Annotated in this window: 17 protein-coding genes; 14 read left to right on the top strand and 3 right to left on the bottom strand. The window is 70.1% G+C overall.

Annotated elements, in window-relative coordinates:
* Positions 1-71 precede the first annotated feature (71 nt).
* The 9 genes from MFF30_RS12870 to lpxB all read left to right on the top strand — a co-directional run bounded on the left by MFF30_RS12870 (position 72) and on the right by lpxB (position 11,741).
* Positions 72-1,298 carry an HlyD family secretion protein gene (locus tag MFF30_RS12870; RefSeq protein ID WP_238279819.1) on the top strand — a complete coding sequence of 409 codons (1,227 nt, stop codon included), beginning with the start codon at positions 72-74 and terminating at the stop codon, positions 1,296-1,298.
* 9 nt (positions 1,299-1,307) lie between these two features.
* Complete coding sequence (locus MFF30_RS12865) at positions 1,308-2,888, top strand: DHA2 family efflux MFS transporter permease subunit (protein WP_238279818.1); 1,581 nt, start codon at positions 1,308-1,310, stop codon at positions 2,886-2,888.
* 162 nt (positions 2,889-3,050) lie between these two features.
* Positions 3,051-4,211 (top strand): RIP metalloprotease RseP, encoded by a 1,161-nt coding sequence (gene rseP, locus MFF30_RS12860; RefSeq protein ID WP_238279817.1) that lies wholly within the window; start codon positions 3,051-3,053, stop codon positions 4,209-4,211.
* Between the two features lie 329 nt (positions 4,212-4,540).
* Positions 4,541-7,084, top strand: a complete 2,544-nt coding sequence (bamA, locus tag MFF30_RS12855; RefSeq protein WP_238279816.1) for an outer membrane protein assembly factor BamA — start codon at positions 4,541-4,543, stop codon at positions 7,082-7,084.
* 45 nt (positions 7,085-7,129) lie between these two features.
* Positions 7,130-8,185 carry a UDP-3-O-(3-hydroxymyristoyl)glucosamine N-acyltransferase gene (gene lpxD, locus MFF30_RS12850; RefSeq protein ID WP_238279815.1) on the top strand — a complete coding sequence of 352 codons (1,056 nt, stop codon included), beginning with the start codon at positions 7,130-7,132 and terminating at the stop codon, positions 8,183-8,185.
* Positions 8,186-8,393: 208 nt separating this feature from the next.
* Complete coding sequence (gene fabZ, locus MFF30_RS12845; protein ID WP_238279814.1) at positions 8,394-8,858, top strand: 3-hydroxyacyl-ACP dehydratase FabZ; 465 nt, start codon at positions 8,394-8,396, stop codon at positions 8,856-8,858.
* Positions 8,855-9,667 carry an acyl-ACP--UDP-N-acetylglucosamine O-acyltransferase gene (gene lpxA / locus MFF30_RS12840; protein WP_238279813.1) on the top strand — a complete coding sequence of 271 codons (813 nt, stop codon included), beginning with the start codon at positions 8,855-8,857 and terminating at the stop codon, positions 9,665-9,667. Before fabZ ends, lpxA begins: the two co-directional genes overlap by 4 nt.
* On the top strand, positions 9,664-10,572 hold the full coding sequence (locus tag MFF30_RS12835; protein ID WP_238279812.1) for an LpxI family protein: 909 nt from the start codon (positions 9,664-9,666) through the stop codon (positions 10,570-10,572). The genes lpxA and MFF30_RS12835 overlap by 4 nt, the downstream gene beginning before the upstream one ends.
* Positions 10,569-11,741: a lipid-A-disaccharide synthase gene (lpxB, locus tag MFF30_RS12830; RefSeq protein WP_238279811.1), complete on the top strand. Its 1,173-nt coding sequence runs from the start codon at positions 10,569-10,571 to the stop codon at positions 11,739-11,741. Before MFF30_RS12835 ends, lpxB begins: the two co-directional genes overlap by 4 nt.
* Positions 11,742-11,745: 4 nt before the next feature.
* Here the strand turns inward: lpxB and MFF30_RS12825 are convergent, their stop codons facing one another.
* Positions 11,746-12,174, bottom strand: a complete 429-nt coding sequence (locus tag MFF30_RS12825) for a DUF805 domain-containing protein (protein WP_238279810.1) — start codon at positions 12,172-12,174, stop codon at positions 11,746-11,748.
* A complete protein-coding gene (gene hrpB, locus MFF30_RS12820; RefSeq protein WP_238279809.1) occupies positions 12,171-14,672 on the bottom strand; it encodes an ATP-dependent helicase HrpB in 2,502 nt (833 codons plus the stop codon). The genes MFF30_RS12825 and hrpB overlap by 4 nt, the downstream gene beginning before the upstream one ends.
* 189 nt (positions 14,673-14,861) lie before the next feature.
* Here hrpB and MFF30_RS12815 point away from each other — a divergent pair, with 189 nt between their 5' ends.
* The gene (locus MFF30_RS12815; protein ID WP_238279808.1) at positions 14,862-15,155 is read left to right on the top strand and encodes a hypothetical protein; all 294 of its coding nucleotides are present in this window, start codon (positions 14,862-14,864) and stop codon (positions 15,153-15,155) included.
* A 158-nt stretch (positions 15,156-15,313) separates the two neighbouring features.
* Positions 15,314-18,067, top strand: coding sequence for a DNA mismatch repair protein MutS (mutS, locus tag MFF30_RS12810; RefSeq protein ID WP_373320896.1), 2,754 nt, complete (start codon positions 15,314-15,316; stop codon positions 18,065-18,067).
* Positions 18,068-18,084: 17 nt separating this feature from the next.
* On the opposite strand, the gene MFF30_RS12805 is transcribed toward mutS, so the two are convergent.
* Positions 18,085-18,603 carry a retropepsin-like aspartic protease family protein gene (locus MFF30_RS12805; protein WP_238279807.1) on the bottom strand — a complete coding sequence of 173 codons (519 nt, stop codon included), beginning with the start codon at positions 18,601-18,603 and terminating at the stop codon, positions 18,085-18,087.
* Between the two features lie 404 nt (positions 18,604-19,007).
* Between MFF30_RS12805 and MFF30_RS12800 the strand changes: the two genes are divergently transcribed.
* From MFF30_RS12800 to ychF, 3 genes are all read left to right on the top strand, one after another.
* A complete protein-coding gene (locus MFF30_RS12800) occupies positions 19,008-19,700 on the top strand; it encodes a 50S ribosomal protein L25/general stress protein Ctc (protein WP_238279806.1) in 693 nt (230 codons plus the stop codon).
* 126 nt (positions 19,701-19,826) lie between these two features.
* Positions 19,827-20,435 carry an aminoacyl-tRNA hydrolase gene (gene pth / locus MFF30_RS12795; RefSeq protein ID WP_238279805.1) on the top strand — a complete coding sequence of 203 codons (609 nt, stop codon included), beginning with the start codon at positions 19,827-19,829 and terminating at the stop codon, positions 20,433-20,435.
* Positions 20,436-20,502: 67 nt separating this feature from the next.
* Positions 20,503-21,600 carry a redox-regulated ATPase YchF gene (ychF, locus tag MFF30_RS12790; RefSeq protein WP_238279804.1) on the top strand — a complete coding sequence of 366 codons (1,098 nt, stop codon included), beginning with the start codon at positions 20,503-20,505 and terminating at the stop codon, positions 21,598-21,600.
* Positions 21,601-21,607 lie beyond the last annotated feature (7 nt).

Below are 21,607 nucleotides of genomic sequence, written 5' to 3'. Positions count from 1 at the left end.
GGTCCAGAAAATGACCGAACGGTTCGGTCAACATGCTTCGCGAATCCGTTCGACATCATGAGATCGATGCCATGAGCCTGCGTGAGGACGAGGGATTTCGGGCCGAAGCTGCCCAGCCGGGGACGGTCGGGACGGGCGCCGCTACCGTGCCTCCGACGGTCGTGCCGGCTGCACCGAAGACGCCGGCCGTCATCGCGGCGGCGGAAGCGCCGGCCAAGCCGCGACGTGCGCGCAAGCTCGTGATGGCTACCCTGGTCCTCGCTGCCCTCGGGGGCGGCGCCTACAAGGCGCATGCCTGGTGGACGGTCGGGCGCTTCTTCGTGAGCACCGACGATGCCTACGTGCAGGCCGACATCTCGGTGCTGGCCGCCAAGGTGCCCGGCTACCTCGCGGCGGTGCCGGTCGTGAATGGGCAGACGATGCACCGGGGCGACGTGATCGCCCGGATCGACGATGGCGACTACCGCCTCGCCGCCCAGGCCGCGCACGACAAGCTGGTGACGCAGCAGGCGGCCATCACCCGGATCGCCCGGCAGGTCGAGGCCGCGCAGGCGCAGATGCTCCAGGCCTCGGCGCAGATCGACGCCAGCAAGGCCGACGCGGTGCGGGCCGCGGCCGACTATGCCCGGCAGCAACAGCTCGAGAAGGTCGATTTCGTCGCCAAGGCGCGCATCGAGCAGGCGCGGGCCGACCGCGACCGCACGGACGCCGCCGTGAAGGGGGCGGAGGCCTCCCTCACCGCCATGCGCGCCAATGTCGAGGTGCTGCGGGCGCAGGGTAAGGAGGCGGAGGGGTTGGCTGCCGAACTGCGTACCGCCGAGGTCCGTGCCGAGCGCGACCTCACGTTCACGACGATCCGGGCGCCCTTCGACGGTGTGGTCGGCAACAAGGCCGTGGAGGCCGGCGCCTACGTTTCGCCGGGCTCGCGCATCGCCGCCCTGGTGCCGCTGGAGAGCGTCCGCATCGACGCGAACTTCAAGGAGACGCAGGTCGAGCGCATGCATCCGGGCCAGCGTGTCCACATCGCGGTGGACGCCTATCCGGACCGCGACATCATCGGCGAAGTCGAGTCGCTCTCCCCGGCCTCCGGCTCGGTCTTCAGCCTCCTGCCACCCGACAATGCGACGGGCAACTTCACCAAGATCGTCCAGCGCCTGCCGGTGCGGGTGCACGTGCCGGCGGACGTCGCCCGCGAGGGCATCCTGCGGCCCGGCCTCTCCGTCACCGTCCGGGTGGACACCCGCGAGGGCGCGGAGGCGGCCGCCGATGCCCGCGTCCGTACGGCGTTGCGCCGCTAGGCCCCGCACATGGCCGCCACCGCCACCCTGGGACCTGCCGCACCGGGCGCCGAGCCGCCGCTGGACCGCCGCCGGATGGTGGCGTTCGTCTGCATGGTGTTCGGGATGTTCATGGCGATCCTGGACATCCAGATCGTCTCGGCCTCGCTCGCCGAGATCCAGGCGGGCCTCTCGGCCTCGGGCGACGAGATCCCCTGGGTCCAGACGAGCTATCTCATCGCCGAGGTGATCTCGATTCCGCTCTCCGGGTTCCTGTCGCGGGTCGTCTCGACCCGCTGGATGTTCGTGGTCTCGGCCGGCGGCTTCACGGCGATGAGCCTGATGTGCGCCACCTCGACCTCCATCAACGAGATGATCGTCTGGCGGGCCGCGCAGGGCTTCATCGGCGGCGGCATGATCCCGACGGTGTTCGCCTCGGCCTTCACGATCTTTCCGCCCTCGAAGCGGTCCATCGTCTCGCCGATGATCGGCCTCGTGGCGACCCTCGCCCCCACCATCGGGCCGACGGTGGGGGGCTACCTCACCGACCTGTTCGACTGGCACTGGCTGTTCCTCGTGAACGTCGTGCCGGGGATCTTCGTCACGGTGTCCACCTACCTGCTGGTCGATTTCGACGAGCCGAACCTCGCGCTGTTCAAGCGCTTCGACTGGTTCGGCCTCGCCTTCATGGCGCTGATGCTCGGCTGCCTCGAATACGTGCTGGAGGAGGGGCCGAACCACGACTGGCTCGCGGACGAGACGGTCTTCGCCTGCGCGGTGGTCTGCTTCACGGCCGGGCCGGCCTTCTTCTGGCGGGCCTTCACGGCGGCCGAGCCCATCGTCGACCTGCGCGCCTTCTCCGACCGGAACTTCGCGGCCGGCAGCATCTTCAGCTTCGTCCTCGGCATCGGCCTGTACGGGCTGACCTACCTGTACCCGGTCTATCTCGGCCGGGTGCGCGGCTACTCCGCGCTGCAGATCGGCGAGACCATGTTCGTCTCGGGCCTCTGCATGTTCGCCACCGCGCCGATCGCCGGGCGCTTCTCGGGCAAGGTCGATCCGCGCCTGATGATGGGGCTCGGGTTCCTCGGCTTCGCCACCGGCACCTGGATGGTCACGGGGCTGACCAAGGACTGGGATTTCTGGGAGCTCCTGGTGCCGCAGGTCCTGCGTGGCTGCTCGCTGATGCTGTGCATGATCCCGATCAACAACATCGCGCTTGGTACCTTGCCGCCGGCCCGGATGAAGAACGCCTCGGGGCTCTACAACCTCACTCGCAATCTCGGCGGCGCCGTCGGCCTCGCGCTGATCAACACCGTGCTCAACGACCGCTGGGACCTCCACCTCGCGCGGCTGCACGAGCGCTTCACCTGGACGAACACCGCCGTCCTCGAACGCCTGGAGATGACACGCCGGCAGTTCGAGATACTGGGGGGCAACGCCGACGCCATGGCCCTGAAGGCAATGATGAATACCGTTCGGATGCAGGGGCTGGTGATGGGCTTCACCGACGTGTTCCTGGTGCTCACCATCTTGTTCGTGGCCATGGCCTGCGCCGTGCCCTTCATCCGCCGGCCTCGCGCGGCGGCGGGTGCCGGTGGGGGGCATTGAGGCCGGCCCCGCTCTTTACCCTGTCACCGGGAATGCGGGGATATCCGGTCCCCGCGCGCCGCTGCGACGCCGAAATTCGCCGTTCCGGTTTGCGTTCGCGTCGTACGCACACGATCTGCTAGAGCGGAACGACGGCCCCGGGGAGGCCGAAAGGATCGACGCATGGACTTCCTGAACGCCATGGGCGGCACGGCAACCGGATTCTTCGGTGCCGTGATCCCCTTCTTGATCGTGCTGAGCATCGTCGTCTTCGTCCACGAGATGGGGCACTTCCTGGTCGGGCGCTGGTGCGGCGTCGGCGTCCACGCCTTCTCCCTCGGCTTTGGCCCAGAGCTGTTCGGGTTCAACGATCGTTACGGGACGCGCTGGAAGCTCTCGGCGGTGCCGCTGGGCGGTTACGTCAAGTTTCACGGCGACGCCAACGGCGCCAGCGTGCCGGACCCCGCGGCGGTGGCGCGCATGAGCCCGGGTGAGCGGGCGACGAGCTTCCCGACTCAATCTCTCCCCAAGCGCGCCGCCATCGTGGCGGCCGGCCCCATCGCCAACTTCCTCCTCGCCATCGCGCTCTTCTCGGGCGCCATCTACCTCAACGGCCGCTACGAGACGCCGGCCCGCGTCGAGGCCGTGGTCCCGGACAGCGCCGCCGCCCGCGCCGGCTTCCAGCCCGGCGACGTGATCCGCGCCATCGGCGGATCGCGGATCAGCAGCTTCACCGACATGCAGCGCACGGTCTCGGGTGCGGCCGGGAACGCGCTCACCATCACGGTGGAGCGCAACGGCCAGACCCAGGACCTCGTCGCCGTGCCGGAAAGCAAGGAAGACGTGACGCCGTTCGGCCGGCATCGCTTCGGCCGCCTCGGCATCCAGGGCCCCAAGGCGGCCGATGCCAAGCTCGTTCATTACGGCCCCGTCGATTCCCTCGGCCTCGGCGTGTACGAGACCTATTTCGTGGTCGACCGGACCGTCGACTACATCGGCAAGCTCCTTACGGGCCGGGAATCTCCCGACCAGCTCTCGGGTCCGATCGGGATCGCACGGGTCTCGGGCGAGGTCGCCAAGGTCGGCGGCGTCGGCGGCTTGATCGGGCTGGTGGCCCTGCTCTCCGTCTCGATCGGGCTCCTCAACCTCTTTCCGGTCCCGCTTCTCGATGGCGGCCACCTGCTGTTCTACGCCTTCGAGGCCGTGCGCGGGCGCCCCTTGAGCGAGCGCACGCAGGAGATCGGCTTCCGGATCGGGCTGGCGCTCGTGCTGTTCCTCATGCTCTTCGCCGCCTGGAACGACATCCTGAACCTCGGTTTCTCCTGGCGCGGCCGCGGGACCTGAAATCGGCCCGACGCGCCTGTGGATTGTGGGCGCATCCCGTTCCGGGACGCCTAAAGTCTTTCACCACCATCGCATTCTTCGTTCCGCGCGGGGCAGCGACGCCCCGCGCGGAACGATTCGTTGACCCTGTTGGGGGATCGAAGCGCGGCGTTAAGTGACCGGAAGGCCACGTCTCCGCAAAATCCCGGGTGAGCGGGAGCCCCGAGCGTTTGCTTCGCCTGGGAATCCCGATAGAAGCTGAGCTTGGGACCAGAGGTCAGGACGCCCGCAAACGGGTGGCTGATTGCGGGTGCAAACTCGCGCTGAAGATAAAAGAGACGGGCGATTACATGATGTCGATGACGGGGAAGCGCCGGCGCAAGTCGGCGGAACAGACCATCGTCCTAGTCGCCGCGGCGGCCGCTGGCCTGGTCCTCGGTGGCGCCGCTCAGGCGCAGCAGATCGTCGTCCAGGGTAACAAGCGTGTCGATGCCGACACGATCCGGTCCTACGTGACCGGCACCGCTTCGGGCTCCCCCGAAGAGGCTCGCCGCAACCTGCTGGCGACCGGCATGTTCTCCGACGTGAAGGTGTCGCGCAGCGGCGGCGGCACGGTGGTGAGCGTCCGCGAGAACAACATCATCAATCGGGTGGTGTTCGAGGGGAACAAGAAGATCGAGAAGGCCACCCTCGAGGGCGAGGTCGAGGCCAAGGCCCGTGGCGCCTTCAGCCAGGGCGTGGTCCAGGCCGATATCCAGCGCATCAAGGAAGTCTACCGCCGCGCCGGCCGCGGCACCGCGAAGGTGAGCTTCCGCACGGTGGATCTGCCGAACGGCCGCCTCGACGTGATCTACGTCATCGAGGAAGGCGACAAGACCGGCATCAAGGCGATCAACTTCGTCGGCAACAACGTCTATTCCGATTCCAAGCTGCGCGAGCTCATGTCCTCGTCGGAGATGAACTTCCTCAGCTTCATCAAGACCTCGGACGTCTACGATCCCGATCGCATCACCAGCGATCTCGACATCGTCCGGCGCTACTACCTCAAGAACGGCTACGCCGATTTCCGCGTCGTCAACGCCGATGCTCGCTACGTCGAGGGCGAGGGTGACGCCGGCTGGGTCATCACCGTCACTGTCGAGGAAGGCGAGCAGTACCGCGTCGGCGCGGTGGCGATCGATTCCCGCCTGCCGGGCCTCGATACCCAGAAGCTCGACGGCGAAGTGCGTGCCCAGGTCGGCGACGTCTACAACGCCGAGGACGTTGAGCGGACCCTCAACGGCGTGACCAACCAGGTCGGCCGCCAGGGCTACCCCTTCGCGCAGGTGCGCCCCACCGGACAGCGTGACCGCGCCACCCACACGGTGGCCCTCGGCTTCGTGGTCGAGGACGGTCCGCGCGTCTATGTCGAGCGCATCAACATCCGCGGCAACACCCGCACCCGCGACTACGTCATCCGTCGCGAGCTCGATATCACCGAGGGCGACGCCTACAACCGGGTGCTGACCGATCGCGCCGAGCGGCGTCTGAACGGCCTCGGCTTCTTCAAGAAGGTCCGCTTCTCCAACGAGCCGGGCTCCTCGGCCGACCGCGTGATCATCAACATCGACGTCGAGGATCAGCCCACGGGCTCGTTCTCGGTGGCGGGCGGCTACTCCACCCAGGACGGCATCATCGGCGAGGTCTCGGTCTCCGAGTCGAACTTCCTCGGACGCGGCCAGTATGTCCGCGTCGCCGGCACCGGTGGCCAGTACTCGCGCGGGTTCGACTTCTCGTTCACGGAGCCGTACTTCCTGGGCTATCGCTTGGCCGCCGGCTTCGACGCCTTCTACAAGTACAGCGACCAGACCCGCTACTCGCGCTACGAGACCACGGTCTACGGTGGACAGCTCCGCGTCGGCCTGCCGATCACGGAGGAGTTCGGTGTCACCCTGCGCTACTCGCTCTACAACACCGAGCTGCGCGTCCCGAACACCGTCAAGCGGCCGTACAACGACTGCTCGAACCCGATTCCGGGCTATACGACCCTCACGAACGGCCTGAAGGCCACGGGTGCGGTCGGTGAGCAGGCAGCGTTTCCGCTCTGTGCCGCAGATGGCGAAGCTTCGATTGCACTCAAGGGATCGCAGGGCTCGACCCTCACCTCGCTTGCCGGTCTGACGCTCGCCTACTCGACCCTCGACAACTTCGCCTCGCCGCGCAACGGCCTCTACGCCGAGCTGAAGCCGGACCTCGCGGGTCTGGGCGGCGACTCGAAGTTCTTCCGCGTGACGGGTGATGCCCGCTACTACAAGGAGTTCTACGAGGACATCGTCGGCTTCGTGCGCTTCCAGGGCGGTCACATCGAGGCCCTGAACAACCAGCCCCTGCGCATCACCGATCAGTTCTTCCTTGGCCCGTCGCTCGTGCGCGGCTTCGCACCCAACGGCATCGGCCCGCGCGACATCGGCATCTCCGACAGCCGTTCGAACGCCATCGGTGGCTCGACCTACTTCGGCGGCACGGTCGAAGTTCAGTTCCCGCTCCCCGGCATCCCGCGGGATCTGGGCCTGAAGGGCGCGGTCTTCGCCGATGCCGGTACGCTGTTCGGCTATAACGGCCGCACGCAGTTCGACGTGAACAACGATCGCTTCATCAACGGCTTCGCGCCGGGCAGCGGCTGTAACTTCAACCAGGCGACCATCGGCGTCGAGCCCGAGTGCGTGAACGTCCGCGACAAGCTGATCATCCGCTCCTCGGTCGGTGCCTCGATCCTCTGGAACTCGCCGCTCGGCCCGATCCGCTTCGACTACGCCTACGCCCTCTCGAAGGACGAAGGCATCAAGACCGCCTTCGGCCGCGTCGGCCAGGATCAGATCCAGGCCTTCCGGTTCTCCGGCGGCTCGCGCTTCTGACATCGAGCGCCGCCTCCTTCTCGGGAGGCGGCGCGTTGGAACAGCATGTCAGATCCGGTCTTCTTCTCCGCGTCCACCACCCTCAGCCTCGGCGCCATCGCCGAGGCTGCTGGCGTTTCGTTGCCCGAGGGCGCCGATCCACACCGCGTGATCACCGGGGCCGCGCCCCTCGAATCGGCGACGCCGCAGGATGTCGCCTACATGGACAACGCCCGCTACGGGGACGCGCTCGCCGCGACCCGGGCAGGCATCTGCCTGGTCTCGCCGCGCTTCGCGCCCCGCGTGCCGGCCGGCACCGTCGCCCTCGTCCTGCGCGATCCCTACCGGGCCTATGCGGGGCTGCTCGCCCGCCTGCATCCCGACGCGATGCGACCCGCCTCGCTCTTCGCGGCGAGCGGTGTGGCCCCGGGCGCCCATGTCCATCCTGAGGCACGGCTCGAGCCCGGCGTCCACGTGGATCCGGGTGCCGTCATTGGCCCGAACGTCGAGATCGGGTCCGGCACCATCGTGGGTGCCAATGCCAGCATCGGACCGGGCGTGCGGATCGGGCGGGACTGTGCCATCGGCGCCGGGGTCACCCTGACGCATGCCCTGGTGGGAAACCGGGTCATCATCCACCCGGGTGCGCGCCTCGGACAGGATGGGTTCGGGTTCGCCATGGGTCCCGGCGGCCACCTCAAGGTACCGCAGATCGGCCGCGTCATCGTTCAGGACGATGTCGAGATCGGTGCCAACACCACGATCGACCGCGGCGCCAGCCGCGACACGGTGATCGGCGAGGGCACCAAGATCGATAACCTCGTGCAGATCGCTCACAACGTCGTGATCGGACGCCACTGCGTCATCGTCTCCGGTGTGGGCATCTCCGGCTCGACCACCCTCGAGGATTACGTTGTCCTCGGCGGACAGGTCGGCGTCGTCGGGCACCTGCGCATCGGCATGGGTTCACAGATCGCCGGCTCCTCCAACGTGAACCGCGACGTGCCGCCGGGCAGCCGCTGGGGAGGGACGCCGGCCAAGCCGGTGCGCGCCTGGTTCCGGGAACTCACCACTCTGGCACGCCTCGCCGAGCGCTCCGGCGGCGACGAACCGAAGGGCTGAGGCCGGCCTTCGCAGGCGGCGTGTGGCGAGCCCCGTTTTATGCGCGGCCGCCCCGTCCTCGATCGGTAGCCGGCATGCGTTCAATCGGCGGCCGGGGCTTGCATCCATTCATCATCTCGCGAATGAAGGCGCGTCCAATGCGTTGGTGATTTGGGAAACGAGGCGGGACGGCGGGGGCGTCGGCGCGCTCAGTGAGGTTATCTGATCGATGAACGACATGCCGCGAGAGTTCGGCTCGGCTGATATCCAGCAGGTCCTGGAATTGCTGCCGCACCGCTACCCATTCCTGATGATCGACCGGATCATCGAGATCGACGGCGACCGCAGCTGTATCGGCGTGAAGAACGTCACGATCAACGAGCCGCAATTCACCGGCCATTTTCCCGGACTGCCGGTGTTTCCAGGCGTCCTGCTGATCGAGGGCATGGCTCAGACCGCCGGTGCCATCTGCTGCCGTCACATCATGACCGAGAACCTGAAGACGAAGCAGGTTTTCTTCATGACCATCGACAAGTGCAAGTTCCGCAAGCCCGTCGTGCCGGGGGATACGGTGCACTACCACATGACCAAGACGAACCACCGCCGCACCATGTGGTGGTTCCGCGGCGAGGCGCGGGTCGACGGCGTGCTGGTGGCCGAGGCCGATATCGGCGCCATGCTGGTGACCGAGTGAGCGCGGGCCCCGGGATCCACCCGAGCGCGGTGATCGAGGACGGCGCAACCCTGGGGGAGGGCGTCCGGATCGGGCCGTTCTGCCACGTCGGCCCCGGCGTGACTCTGGGCGCGGGCTGCGAACTCGTCAGCCACGTCGTCGTCGCCGGCCGGACCACGATCGGACCCCGCACGCGGCTCTATCCCTTCGCCTCCATCGGGCATCCGCCGCAGGACCTGAAGTTCAAGGGCGAGGACTCCACCCTGACGATCGGTGCGGATTGCCTGATCCGCGAGGGCGTCACCATGAATCCGGGGACCGCCGGCGGTGGCCTCGAGACCACGGTGGGCGACAACTGCACCTTCCTGGCCAATTCGCATGTCGGGCACGATTGCCGGGTGGGCGACGGCGTCGTGTTCTCCAACAACGTCATGCTGGCCGGCCATTGCAGCGTCGGTGACTACGCGATCCTGGGGGGCGGCGCGGCCGTGATCCAGTTCGCGCGCGTGGGCGCGCACGCCTTCGTGGGCGGCCTGTCGGGCCTGGAGAACGACTGCATTCCCTACGGCATGGCGCTGGGCAACCGGGCCTACCTGTCGGGCCTCAACATCATCGGCCTGCAGCGGCGCGGGTTCGCCCGCGAGGACATCCACGCCCTGCGCCGGGCCTATCGCCTGCTCTTCGCCAACGAGGGGACGCTGATGGAGCGGGTGGAGGACGTGGCCTCCGAGTTCGAGCACCACCGCGCGGTGGCCGAGATCATCGCCTTCATCCGTGTGGGCGGCAAACGCTCGATCTGCACGCCGCGCGAGGCGCCGGGCGCACCGTGAGCGCAAATCCCGCGCCGGCCGCGCGCGCCGAGCCGCTGCCCGCGGCGCTGGTGCTGGTCGCGGGGGCCGGTCGCCTGCCGGAACTCGTGGCGGGCTCCCTCGACCGGGCGGGGCGGCCCTACCGCATCCTGGCGATCCGGGGCTTCGCCGAGCCGGCCATGCGCGCCCGGGCTGCCGCCACCGTCGACCTCCTCGACATCGCCGGCATTCTCGCCGTCCTGAAGCGCTGGGGTCCCGTCAGCGTGGTGCCGGCCGGCGGCGTCTCGCGCCCCAACCCGGCCGCGATCCTCAATGCCGCCGCGGCCCTGCGCAACCGCGAGGCCCTGCGGGCGATCTCGGGCGGCGGCGACGACCGGCTCCTGCGCGGCGCTCTCGCGCTCCTGGAGGAGAACGGCCACGGGGTGGTGGGTGTCCACGAGGTCGCTCCCGATCTCCTGAGCCCGGCGGGGGTGATGGGCCGCCACCGGCCCGACGCGGTGGCCGCCGTCTCCATCGCGGCCGGGCAGGCCCTTCTGGGAGCGCTGTCGCCCCACGATGTCGGACAGGCGGCGGTGCTGGCGGGCCAGCGCGCCCTGGCCGTGGAAGGCCCCGAAGGCACCGACCGGATGCTGGCCCGGGCCCGGAGCCTCGCCCGGCGTCCCCTCGGCTTCGGCCGGGCGCAGGCCGGCATCGTCCTGGTGAAGCTCGCCAAGGTCGGCCAGGATTTGCGCGTCGATCTCCCGGCGATCGGGCCGCGCACCGTCGCCAACGCGGCGGCGGCGGGCTGCGCCGGGCTCGCCGTCCAGGCCCGCTTCACCCTGATCATCGACCGGCCCGCCACCATCGCGGCGGCCGATCGGGCGGGGCTCTTCCTCGTCGGACTCGATGCGGCGACGGGAATGGACGCAAGGGACCTGGGAGCATGAGCGAGCCGAAGCCCGAGCGGACGATCTGGCTGGTGGCGGGCGAGGATTCCGGCGACCAGCTCGGGGCCAAGCTGATGCGCGGCCTCGTCGAACTCTCGGATCGGCCGATCCGCTTCGGCGGGGTCGGCGGCGAGGCGATGGCCGAGCAGGGCTTCCGCTCCCTGTTCCCGATCGACGACGTGGCGGTGATGGGCTACCTGCCGGTCGCCGCGCGGCTGCGTACCCTCCTGCGCCGCATCCGCGAGACCGTGCGGGACGTGGTCGCGGCGAGGCCCGACGTGCTCGTGATCATCGACAGCCCGGGCTTCACCCACGCGGTGGCGCAACGGGTGCGCAAGCGGATGCCCGACCTGCCCATCGTGGACTACGTCTCGCCCAGCGTCTGGGCGTGGCGGCCGTGGCGGGCGGCGCGGATGCGCCCCTTCATCGATCACGTGCTGGCCCTGCTGCCCTTCGAGCCCGAGGCGCACCGGCGTCTGAACGGTCCCGCCTGCAGCTATGTCGGCCATCCCCTGATCGAGCGGCTCGACGCGTTGCGCCCCGGGCCGGCCGAAGCGAAGGGCCGCATGGACGGCCCGCCGGTCCTCGCCATCCTGCCGGGCTCGCGCCGTTCCGAGATCGAGCGGCTGATGCCGGTCTTCGGCGCGGCCCTGGCCCGGCTCACCGAGCGCTTCGGGCCGATCGAGGCGGTACTACCCGCCGTGAGCCGGCACCGCGCCCTGATCGAGCGGCTTGCGCTCGCCTGGGATGCCCCGGTCACCCTGGTCCACGGCGAGGCGGCCAAGCACGCGACCTTCCGGCGGGCGCGGGCGGCCCTGGCGGCCTCCGGCACGGTGACCCTCGAACTGGCGCTCGCGGGCGTGCCGATGGTGGTGGCCTACAAGGTCTCGCGCATCGAGGAGGCCGTGGCCCGGCGCCTCATCCAGGTGCCGACCATCGTGCTGCCGAACCTCATCCTGGGTCAGAACGCGATGCCGGAATTCATCCAGGCGGATTGCACTGCGCCGCGCCTCGCCGACGCGCTGGCGCCGCTCCTGGCCGGCGGCCCCGAACGCGACGCGCAGGTGGTGGCGCTCGCCCGCATCGACGGCCTGATGCGCCTACCGGACGACGATCCGCCGAGCCGGAGTGCGGCCCGCATCGTTCTCGCGGCCCGGCGCGCGGCCTGAGGCGCTACGGCATCGGGCCGAATCGATTTGGCCCGGGGGTTCCCGACCTGAGCAGGGTCTCGATGAGGAACCACGCGGAAAATCCCACCATCGCCAGCACGAGGCCGATGACCGCCCCCGGGTGACGGTCGACCCAGCGTTCCAGGGGCAGGACGCCGAGGGCCTCCACCACCCCGTAGGGCGCGAGCCACCAGCCCGTGCGATCGCGGTCGTGCAGGCGCCGCGCCGTCTGGACGAGGGCAACCCCGGCGAGGGGGACTTGAGCCCCGAAGACCAAGAGGGCGGGCCAGCGCAGGCCGAGCCCGGCGAGCCAGATCGCCGCGCAGAGGAGCCCGAAGAAGGCCAGCAGCAGACGGATCACCCGGTGGCGATAGGCTGGTGCCGAGAGGCGTCCGCGCGGATCGAAGAGGTCCAGGGCGGTGCGCGGACTCACGTGCCCCTCGGCTTGACCCGGCGGGTCGGCGGCTCGGCCACGGGGTCCTCGGGCCAGGGATGGCGCGGGTAGCGCCCGCGCATCTCCGCGCGCACGGCGCTCCAGGACCCGCGCCAGAAGCCCGGCAGGTCGCGGGTGATCTGGATCGGTCGCGAGGCGGGCGAGAGCAGGTGCAGCACCAGGGGGATCCGCCCGCCCGCGATGCTCGGATGCCGCTCCAGGCCGAATAGCTCCTGCACCCGAACCGCCAGGACCGGGCCGCCCTCGGCCCCGTAATCGAGGGGGATGCGCGAGCCTGTCGGCACCTCCACGTGGGTCGGTGCCTCCGCGTCGAGGCGGGCCCGCAGGTCCCAGGGCAGCTGCGCCTGGAGGGCACGGCCGAGATCGTCGGCGCCGATCGCATCGAGGCCGATCCGGCCGACGATCTCCGGGGCCAGCCACGCGGTGACGGTCTCGGTCAGGTGCGCGTCGGAGAGGTCCGGCCATGTCGCGGGATCGGCCGCGCGCAGGAAGGCGAGGCGCGCCCGCCACTGGGTCAGGGCCGGTGTCCAGGGCAGGGCCTGCAGGCCGATCTCGGCGATGCCGCGCGCCAGGATCGCCGCGGAGGCCTCGTCCGCCGGCACCGGCAGGGTGCGCTCACCGAGCGTCAGCGCGCCGAGGCGGCGCAGGGAGCGGGCCCGAAGGGCACGGGCACCCCGGTCGAACGTCACCTGCGTGGCGGCCTCGATCCGGTCGGGGAACAGCGCCTCGATAGCCTCCAGGGTGATGGGCGCGGCGGCCAGGATGCGGGCGTTCGCGGCGGTGCCGATGATGTCGGCGACCACCAGGAAGGGTTCGCGCGCCAGGGCCGAGGCCGGCTCGACCCGTCCGGCCCGGCCATTGGCCATCACGAACTCGCCGTCACGGCCCCGCCCGCGCGCGATCCGGTCCGGATAGGCGAGCGCCAGGAGGGGGCCGGCCTCGGTGAGATCGCTTCCGGAAAGGGCCGGCACCGTGCGGGCGAAGCCCTCCGCCTGGCGGGCCCAGGTCTGGGCGAGGCGGCGCATGTCGGTGGCGCGCTGGCCGCGGTCGCGGGCGAAGCGCTCCACCCGGTGGCCGACATCGGTCTCGTCGCCGCCGAGGCCGCGCTCGACCAGCACCGCGGCGAGGTCGGCCGCCGCGCGGGCCTGGCCCTGTCCGGCCGCCGCCACGACCATGCGCGCGAGGCGTGGGGGCAGGGGCAGCGCCCGCAGCGCCCGGCCGGTCTCGGTGAGCCGGCCGTCGGTCTCGATCGCGCCGAGGTCACGCAGCATCGCGCGCGCCTCGGTGAGGGCCGGCGCGGGCGGCGGGTCGAGGAAGGCGAGGACGGTCGGATCGACGACCCCCCAGGCGGCGGCGTCCAAGAGCAGCCCGGAGAGGTCGGCCGCGAGGATTTCGGGGCGCGTGAAGGGTTCGAGGGCGCTGGTGGCGGCCTCCGACCAGAGCCGGTGGCAGATGCCGGGCTCGGTACGGCCGGCGCGGCCTCGGCGCTGGTCGACGGAGGCACGCGAGGCCCGTGCGGTGACGAGGCGGGTCAGGCCGAGGCCCGGTTCGTAGACCGGCACCCGCGACAGGCCGGAATCGACCACGATCCGCACGCCCTGGATGGTCAGCGAGGTCTCGGCGATGCTGGTGGCGAGGACCACCTTGCGCCGACCGGGAGGCGCCGGTGCCACCGCCCGATCCTGCTCCGCGGGCGTGAGGGCGCCGTAGAGGGGGGCGATCTCGACGACCGCGTCGACCCGGTCGGCCAGCAGCCCCGCCACCCGGCGGATCTCGCCCTGGCCCGGCAGGAAGGCGAGCACCGAGCCCGGGTCGGCCCGCAGGGCGCGCAGGATGGCATCGGCCATGACCTCTTCGATGCGCCGGTTGGGGTCGCGCTCCCAGTACCGGGTCTCGACCGGGTAAGCGCGTCCCTCCGAGGCGACGACGGGGGCGTCGCCCAGCAGGCCGGCGACGCGGGCGCCGTCGAGGGTGGCCGACATCACGAGGATGCGCAGGTCCTCGCGCAGGCCCCCTTGCGCGTCGAGGGCGAGCGCTAGCCCGAGATCGGCGTCGAGGGAGCGCTCGTGGAACTCGTCGAACAGCACGGCCCCGACGCCGCGCAGTTCGGGGTCGTCCAGGATCATCCGGGTGAACACGCCCTCGGTGACGACCTCGATCCGAGTCCGGCCCGAAACCTTGGAGCCTAGGCGAACCCGCAGGCCCACCGTGTCGCCGACGCGTTCGCCGAGGGTCGCCGCCATACGCTCGGCCGCGCCCCGCGCAGCAAGGCGGCGGGGCTCCAGCAGGATGATCCGGTCCGTTGGCCCGAGCCAGGGCGCGTCGAGGAGCGCCAGGGGCACGCGCGTGGTCTTGCCGGCGCCGGGCGGCGCGACCAGCACGGCGGAAGAACGCTCTGCGAGGGCTTGGCGCAGGGCGGGAAGCGCCGTCTCGATCGGCAGGTCGGGCGCGTCGGCGGCGGAAGGGAAGGGGGCCATCGGCGCCGGTGGTGCCGCGATCGGAGCGGTTCTGCAAGTCGCGCGGGGTCAGACCACGTTTACGACATTTCTGAAATCCGTCGCGCAGGCGAAATTAAACGTCGTCTCAGCACTTTAACGTGGGAACGGAATCTCCTGTCCGGACTTGATGGCTCGCGGCGCGTCAGGCGCTCGACGGAAGATGAACTCATGAACAAGTTAGCGATCGCACTGGCCGCCAGCACCCTGCTCGGCGCCTTCGGACTGACGGCTGCGTCGGCCGCTCCCGTGATGCCGGCTCCCGCCGTCACGGTGGCCGGTGACGCCGCCCTCGATCAGGTGGCCTATCGCCGCCACCATCACGGCATGCGCCACCATCGCCATCACCGTCGCATGCACCGCATGCCGCGCTCGCGCATGATGAGCGATCCGAATTCGCGCAACCCGTCGCAGCCGGGCTACATGCAGCAGAAGGGCAACACCTCGGGCGGTCCCCGCTACTGAGCCGACGGCCCGTCGCGGACGTAAAGGGAGGAGCCGGTGCGCGGGGCGCGCCGGCTCCTCTCTGCGTTTGCGGGCCGGCCCTCGTTCTCCACGCTTCTCCCCAGGGGAAGCGGTGCGCCGCGCTGATGCGGAGGGGCGGCCTCTGCTATGCTGGCTCCATGTCACAGCGCCCCGCCCGATCGGTCCCGAAGACCGGTGCCGCACCGTCGGATTACACCACCAGCGCGGCCATTCTCGACACGGCCGGCGCCACGCCGATGATGGCGCAGTACATCGAGATCAAGGCCGCCAACACCGACTGCCTGCTCTTCTACCGGATGGGCGATTTCTACGAGTTGTTCTTCGAGGACGCAGAGATCGCCTCCCGGGCGCTCGGCATCGTGTTGACGAAGCGCGGCAAGCACGGCGGCGCCGACATCCCGATGTGCGGCGTCCCCGTGGAACGGGCGGACGATTACCTCAGCCGCCTCATCGCGCTCGGCCACCGCGTCGCGGTCTGCGCCCAGACGGAGGACCCCGCCGAGGCCAAGAAACGCGGTCCGAAATCCGTGGTCCGGCGCGAGGTGGTCCGCCTCGTCACGCCCGGCACCATCACGGAGGACCGCCTGCTCGATCCGGCTCGCGCCAACGTGCTGCTGGCGCTCGGCCGGCGCAAGGCCGGCGAGTCCGCGTCCGTCTACGGGCTGGCGGCCCTCGACATTTCCACGGGCCGCTTCTCCCTCAGCGAGGTCCCGGCGGCCGAGCTCGCCTCGGCCATCGCCCGCCATGAGCCCCGTGAAATCGTGCTCTCGGAGGCGATCCACGCCGACCCGGCCCTCGCGCGCCTCTGGCGCGAGATCCCGGCGCCGGTGACGCCGCTGCCGCAGGCCGAACTCGAGCCGGCATCCGCCGAGCGGCGCCTGAAGGAACAGTTCGGCGTCTCCACCCTGGAGGGCTTCGGCCAGTTCGGGCGGGCCGAACTCGCCGCCGCCGGGGCCGCGCTCCTCTACATCGAACGCACGCAGATCGGCGCGCGCCCGACACTCTCCCCGCCGACGCGGGAATCGGCCGGGGCGACGCTGGCCATCGATGCCTCCACCCGCGCCAACCTCGAATTGACCCGCACCCTGTCCGGCGAGCGCCGGGGCAGCCTCCTCGACGCCATCGACCGGACGGTCTCGGCGAGCGGCGCGCGCCTTCTGGCCGAGCACCTCGCCGGCCCGCTCACCGATCTCGCGGCGATCCGGCATCGCCATGCGGCGGTGGAATTCCTGGCCGAGAACGGTCCGGCCCGCGCGACGATCCGCGAAAACCTCGCCCGGGCGCCGGACCTCGCGCGTGCGCTCTCGCGCCTCGGTCTCGGGCGCGGCGGCCCGCGCGACCTCGCCGCGCTCCGCGACGGCCTCGATGCCGCCCAGGCGCTCGCCGCGCATTGCGCCGCCCTCGACGGCCTGCCGGAAGACCTCGCGGCCCTCGCGACGCGCCTCGCCACCGTCGATGCCGGGCTCGTCGGCGAACTGCGCGCGGCGCTCGCCGACGACCTCCCCCTGAAGCGCCAGGACGGCGGTTTCGTCCGGGCCGGCTACCAGGCCGAGATCGACGAGAGCCGGCTCCTCGGCCAGGATTCCCGCAAGGTCATCGCCGCCCTGCAGGCGCGCTATGCCGAGGAGACCGGCTGCCGCACCCTGCGGATCAAGCACAACAACATGCTGGGCTACTACATCGAGGTGCCGCAGGGGGTCGGCGAGGCCTGCCTGAAGGGCGTGATGCGCGAGACCTTCATCCATCGCCAGACCATGGTCGATGCGATGCGCTTCACCAGCGTCGAACTCGGCCAGCTCGAGAGCCGGATCTCCGGGGCCTCGGACCGGGCGCTGGCCCTCGAAGCGGCGGTGTTCGACGCGCTCGCCGCGCGCATCCTGGGTCAGGCCCCGGCCATCGCGGAGGTGGCCGAGGCCCTCGCGGCTTTCGACGTGGCCGCCTCGCACGCCGAACTCGCCGTCGAGCGCGACTGGCGCCGGCCCGTGGTCGAGGAGGGGTTCGCTTTCGTGGTCGAGGGCGGGCGCCACCCGGTGGTGGAAGCTGCCCTCCGGCAATCGGGGGCGCCCTTCATCGCCAACGATTGCGACCTCTCGGGCGAGGCCCGCGGGCGCATCCGTCTAATCACGGGTCCGAACATGGGCGGCAAGTCGACCTTCCTGCGCCAGAACGCGCTGATCGCCGTGCTGGCGCAGATCGGCGCCTTCGTGCCGGCCGCCCGCGCCCGCCTCGGCCTCGTCGACCGCCTGTTCTCTCGGGTCGGCGCCGCCGACGACCTCGCGCGCGGACAATCCACCTTCATGGTCGAGATGGTGGAGACCGCCGCGATCCTGAACCAGGCGACCCGGCGCTCCCTCGTGATCCTCGACGAGATCGGGCGCGGCACCGCGACCTTCGACGGTCTCTCGATCGCCTGGGCCTGCCTCGAGCACCTGCACGAGCAGAACGGCTGCCGCGCGCTCTTCGCCACCCACTTCCACGAACTGACCGCCCTTGGGGCGCGCCTCTCGCACCTCGACAACGCCACCTTGCGGGTGACCGAGCACAAGGGGCAGGTGGTGTTCCTGCACGAGGTGGTGGCGGGTGTGGCCGAGCGCTCCTACGGCCTCCAGGTCGCGCGCCTCGCCGGTCTGCCGGCGGGCGTGATCGCCCGCGCGGGCGCGATCCTGAAGCACCTCGAGAAGGCGGAGCGCGACCGGCCGGGCAAGCCGCGCATCGACGACCTGCCGCTGTTTGCAAATCTTAGCCCCCCGCCGATGCCGGAACCGACACCCGAGGCGCCGGACGATTCGCTACGGCGCGCCCTTGACGCGATCGACCCCGACGCGCTGACGCCGCGCGAAGCCCTGGAGGCGTTGTACCGGCTAAAGGCCGAGGCCGTCGCGCTGCACTGACGTGCGTCGCGATGCGATCAGCCCCGCAGGGTGAGACGGCCGGCGTTCATGCTGAACTCGTTCAGACGCTTCAGGAACGACATGCCCAGGAGGCTCGTCGACAGGCGACCCCGAGGCATCACCATGCCGTCGACCCCATGGACCACGATATTGCCGACCCGCATCGATGGAATCCGCACGCGCGCGGCGTAGACCGTGCCGTTAGCCGTCTGCACCGGCATCCGGAACTCGCTCTCGCTGACCCGCAGCCCGCTGGCCTCGGCATCCTCGTAGGTGAAGGCGCAAGTGGTCGCCCCCGTATCCACCAGCATGCGGATACGGCGCCCGTCGATCACCGCGTCGGTGGCGAAGTGGCCCTGTCGGTCGGCGAACAGGGTCTCGGTGTTGGGCTGGAAGGCGACCCGGGTGGGGCGTTCCTCCGGTGCAGGCTTGGCCACGGCCGCAGGCGGGGCCCGATCGAATCGGTCCACGAGGCCCACGGCCCAGAGCGCCGCCACCCCGGTCACACCGAGCGCCCAGAAGATTGGTCGGGTCATCGATCCCACCTGCCTGCGAGGCTTCGAGCCTTAGGCCGGCGACGGTGAACGAAACGTCGGCAACCCCTCAGGTTCAGGTCGCGCGGCGCCCGCGACCCGCCGGGAGGGTTTCGGAAGTTCTAAGAACCGCGCTCGCAATCGACACGAAGGCTCCTGCGTATCAGTTCCTGCGGGTCCGCTGGCGCACCGAGCACGGGCCTGCCCGACGACCGTGCCGGATGACTTCGCGGCGAATCGGTTGCGCTCGCGGGCACTTGGCGGTATAGGCCGCGCCAGCGCCCGCCAGACACCCTTGGAGGCACGGGCGCTTTCGGGATCGGGGCTTCGAGGATCGAGGTCTGGCCGTCCGCTTCGGGCGGCCTTTCGCATTTTCCCGGAATGTTCATCTTTCAAAGGATCACGCCATGAGCGCAGTCAAGACGCTTGAGGCCGTGGCACGCGACCGGGTCGGCAAGGGGGCCGCCCGGGCCGTTCGTCGCCAGGGTCACGTTCCCGCCGTCATCTACGGAGGCGGCCAGGCCCCGCAATCCATCGCGGTCGACCTCATCCGCATCCGCACGCTGATCTACGCCGGTGGCTTCAAGACCACCCTGTTCGAGATCAATGCCGGCGGCAAGAAGACCCGCGCGATCCCGCGCGACTTCCACCTCGATCCGGTGACGGGCGTTCCGATCCACGTCGACTTCCTTCGCGTCGTCGCCGGCCAGTCGGTCACGGTCGAAGTGCCGGTGCACTTCCTGAACGAGGACGCGGCCCCCGGCATCAAGCAGAAGGGCGGCACGCTCAACGTCGTCTCGCACACGCTGGCCCTCGAGGTCGCGCCCGACGCAATCCCGGACGCCATCGAGATCGACCTCACCGGTCGCGAGATCGGCGATGCCATCCACATCACCGATGTGAAGCTTCCCGCCGGCGCCACCTTCACGGGTGAGCCCGACGCCACCGTCGCCAACATCGTGCCGCCGACCGTGCTCGGCGCCGAGGTCGAGGCCGAGGAGGCGGCGATCGCCGAGGCGCAGTCCGCCGAGGCTGCCGAGGAGAAGGCCGAGGAAGAGGCTGCCGAAGAGGCTGCCGAGGACGAGAAGAAGGAGGATTGAGACCGGGGCGCAAGCCCTGTCTCACGCCATCTCTGCTGATGCCCTGGCCACCCGGCCGGGGCATCTCCGTTTTGGGGGCTGCTCGCGCATCCCCGCTGTGAAGTCCCGTCAGGATCGATTCGCGCCATGCGCCTGATCGTCGGCCTGGGCAATCCCGGCCCCCGCTACGCCCGGAACCGCCACAACATCGGCTTTCTGGCCCTCGATGAGATCGCGCGCGTGCATCGCGCCGGGCCGTGGCGACGCAAGTTCCAGGGCGAGATCGCCGAGGTGGCCCTCGGGCCCGAGCGGGCGATCCTCCTGAAGCCGCAGACCTTCATGAACGAGTCGGGTCGCGCCGTTCAGGAGGCGCAGCGTTTCTACAAGATCGCGCTGGCGGACGTGATCGTGCTGCACGACGAACTCGACCTCGCCCCCGCCAAGCTGCGGGTGAAGGCGGGGGGCGGCAATGCCGGCCACAACGGCCTGCGCTCGATCACGGCCCAGTGCGGCAACGACTACCGCCGCGTCCGCCTCGGCATCGGGCATCCGGGCGACAAGGCCCTTGTCCACGCCTACGTGCTGAATGATTTCGGCAAGGGCGAAGAGGCCTGGGTCGACGACCTCTGCCGGGCGGTGGCCGACCACGCGCCGCTGCTGGCGGCGGGCGAGGATGCGAGCTTCCAGAACAAGGTCCATCTCGCCATGGCGGGGCGGGGCTGGGACGACGTCAAGCAGGTCAACGCCCGCGATTGACCGCGGCGGTGACATCGGATTTCACGCGGGCAGACCTTCAGCGGACCCGCGAACGGACAGGTGACCCATGGGCTTCAAATGCGGCATCGTCGGCCTGCCGAACGTCGGCAAGTCGACCCTCTTCAACGCGCTGACGCAGACGGCGGCCGCCCAGGCGGCGAACTATCCATTCTGCACCATCGAGCCGAACGTCGGCGAGGTGGCGGTGCCGGATCCGCGCCTCGACGATCTGGCTAGGATCGCCACCTCGAAGGAGATCATCCCGACCCGGCTCACCTTCGTGGACATCGCGGGCCTCGTGCGCGGCGCCTCGAAAGGTGAGGGCCTCGGCAACCAGTTCCTCGCCAACATCCGCGAGGTGGATGCCATCGCCCACGTGGTGCGCTGCTTCACCGACGGCGACGTGACCCATGTCGAGGGCAAGGTCGACCCGGCCGCCGACATCGAGACCATCGAGACCGAGCTGATGCTGGCCGACCTCGATAGCCTGGAAAAGCGCGTGATCGCCCTGGAGAAGAAGGCCAAGGGCGCCGATAAGGAGGCCAAGGAAATCCTCGACCTCGTGAACCGTGCGCTGCCGCTCCTGCGCGAGGGCAAGCCCGCCCGCCTCGTGCAGCGCAAGGCCGAGGAGGAGAAGCTCTTCCAGAGCCTCGGCCTGATGACGGCCAAACCCGTCCTCTACGTCTGCAACGTCGACGAGGGTGATGCCGACAAGGGCAATGCCTACTCGGACGCGGTGATGGCCCGGGCCAAGGCGGAAGGCGCCAAGGCGGTGGTGGTCTCGGCCAAGATCGAGAGCGAGATCGCCGTGATGCCGGTGGCCGACCAGGGCGATTTCCTGGAGGCGGTGGGCCTGGTCGAGCCGGGCCTGAACCGGGTCATCCGGGCCGGCTACGAACTTCTCGGACTTATCACCTACTTCACGGTCGGTCCGAAGGAGGCGCGCGCCTGGACCATCGAGAAGGGCACGCGGGCACCCGCCGCGGCCGGGGTGATCCACACGGATTTCGAGAAGGGCTTCATCCGCGCCGAGACCATCGCGTTCGCCGATTACACCACCCTGAAGGGCGAGGCCGGCGCCAAGGAAGCCGGCAAGTTCCGCCTCGAGGGCAAGGAGTACGTCGTGCAGGACGGCGACGTGCTGCATTTCCGCTTCGCCAACTGACCCGAAA

The sequence above is a fragment of the Methylobacterium goesingense genome, from assembly GCF_022179225.1.
GTDB lineage: Bacteria > Pseudomonadota > Alphaproteobacteria > Rhizobiales > Beijerinckiaceae > Methylobacterium > Methylobacterium goesingense.
The sequence above is the reverse complement of the archived record's forward strand: the minus strand, read 5'-3'. Positions and strand labels throughout refer to the sequence as shown.

Coding starts and splice junctions, on each gene's coding strand:
- rseP (WP_238279817.1), top strand. CDS start 3,051: ATGGACTTCCTGAACGCCATGGGCGGCACGGCAACCGGATTCTTCGGT.
- lpxB (WP_238279811.1), top strand. CDS start 10,569: ATGAGCGAGCCGAAGCCCGAGCGGACGATCTGGCTGGTGGCGGGCGAG.
- bamA (WP_238279816.1), top strand. CDS start 4,541: ATGATGTCGATGACGGGGAAGCGCCGGCGCAAGTCGGCGGAACAGACC.
- MFF30_RS12870 (WP_238279819.1), top strand. CDS start 72: ATGAGCCTGCGTGAGGACGAGGGATTTCGGGCCGAAGCTGCCCAGCCG.
- MFF30_RS12865 (WP_238279818.1), top strand. CDS start 1,308: ATGGCCGCCACCGCCACCCTGGGACCTGCCGCACCGGGCGCCGAGCCG.
- lpxD (WP_238279815.1), top strand. CDS start 7,130: ATGTCAGATCCGGTCTTCTTCTCCGCGTCCACCACCCTCAGCCTCGGC.
- mutS (WP_373320896.1), top strand. CDS start 15,314: ATGTCACAGCGCCCCGCCCGATCGGTCCCGAAGACCGGTGCCGCACCG.
- hrpB (WP_238279809.1), bottom strand. CDS start 14,672: ATGGCCCCCTTCCCTTCCGCCGCCGACGCGCCCGACCTGCCGATCGAG.
- MFF30_RS12800 (WP_238279806.1), top strand. CDS start 19,008: ATGAGCGCAGTCAAGACGCTTGAGGCCGTGGCACGCGACCGGGTCGGC.
- ychF (WP_238279804.1), top strand. CDS start 20,503: ATGGGCTTCAAATGCGGCATCGTCGGCCTGCCGAACGTCGGCAAGTCG.
- fabZ (WP_238279814.1), top strand. CDS start 8,394: ATGAACGACATGCCGCGAGAGTTCGGCTCGGCTGATATCCAGCAGGTC.
- MFF30_RS12815 (WP_238279808.1), top strand. CDS start 14,862: ATGAACAAGTTAGCGATCGCACTGGCCGCCAGCACCCTGCTCGGCGCC.
- MFF30_RS12805 (WP_238279807.1), bottom strand. CDS start 18,603: ATGACCCGACCAATCTTCTGGGCGCTCGGTGTGACCGGGGTGGCGGCG.
- pth (WP_238279805.1), top strand. CDS start 19,827: ATGCGCCTGATCGTCGGCCTGGGCAATCCCGGCCCCCGCTACGCCCGG.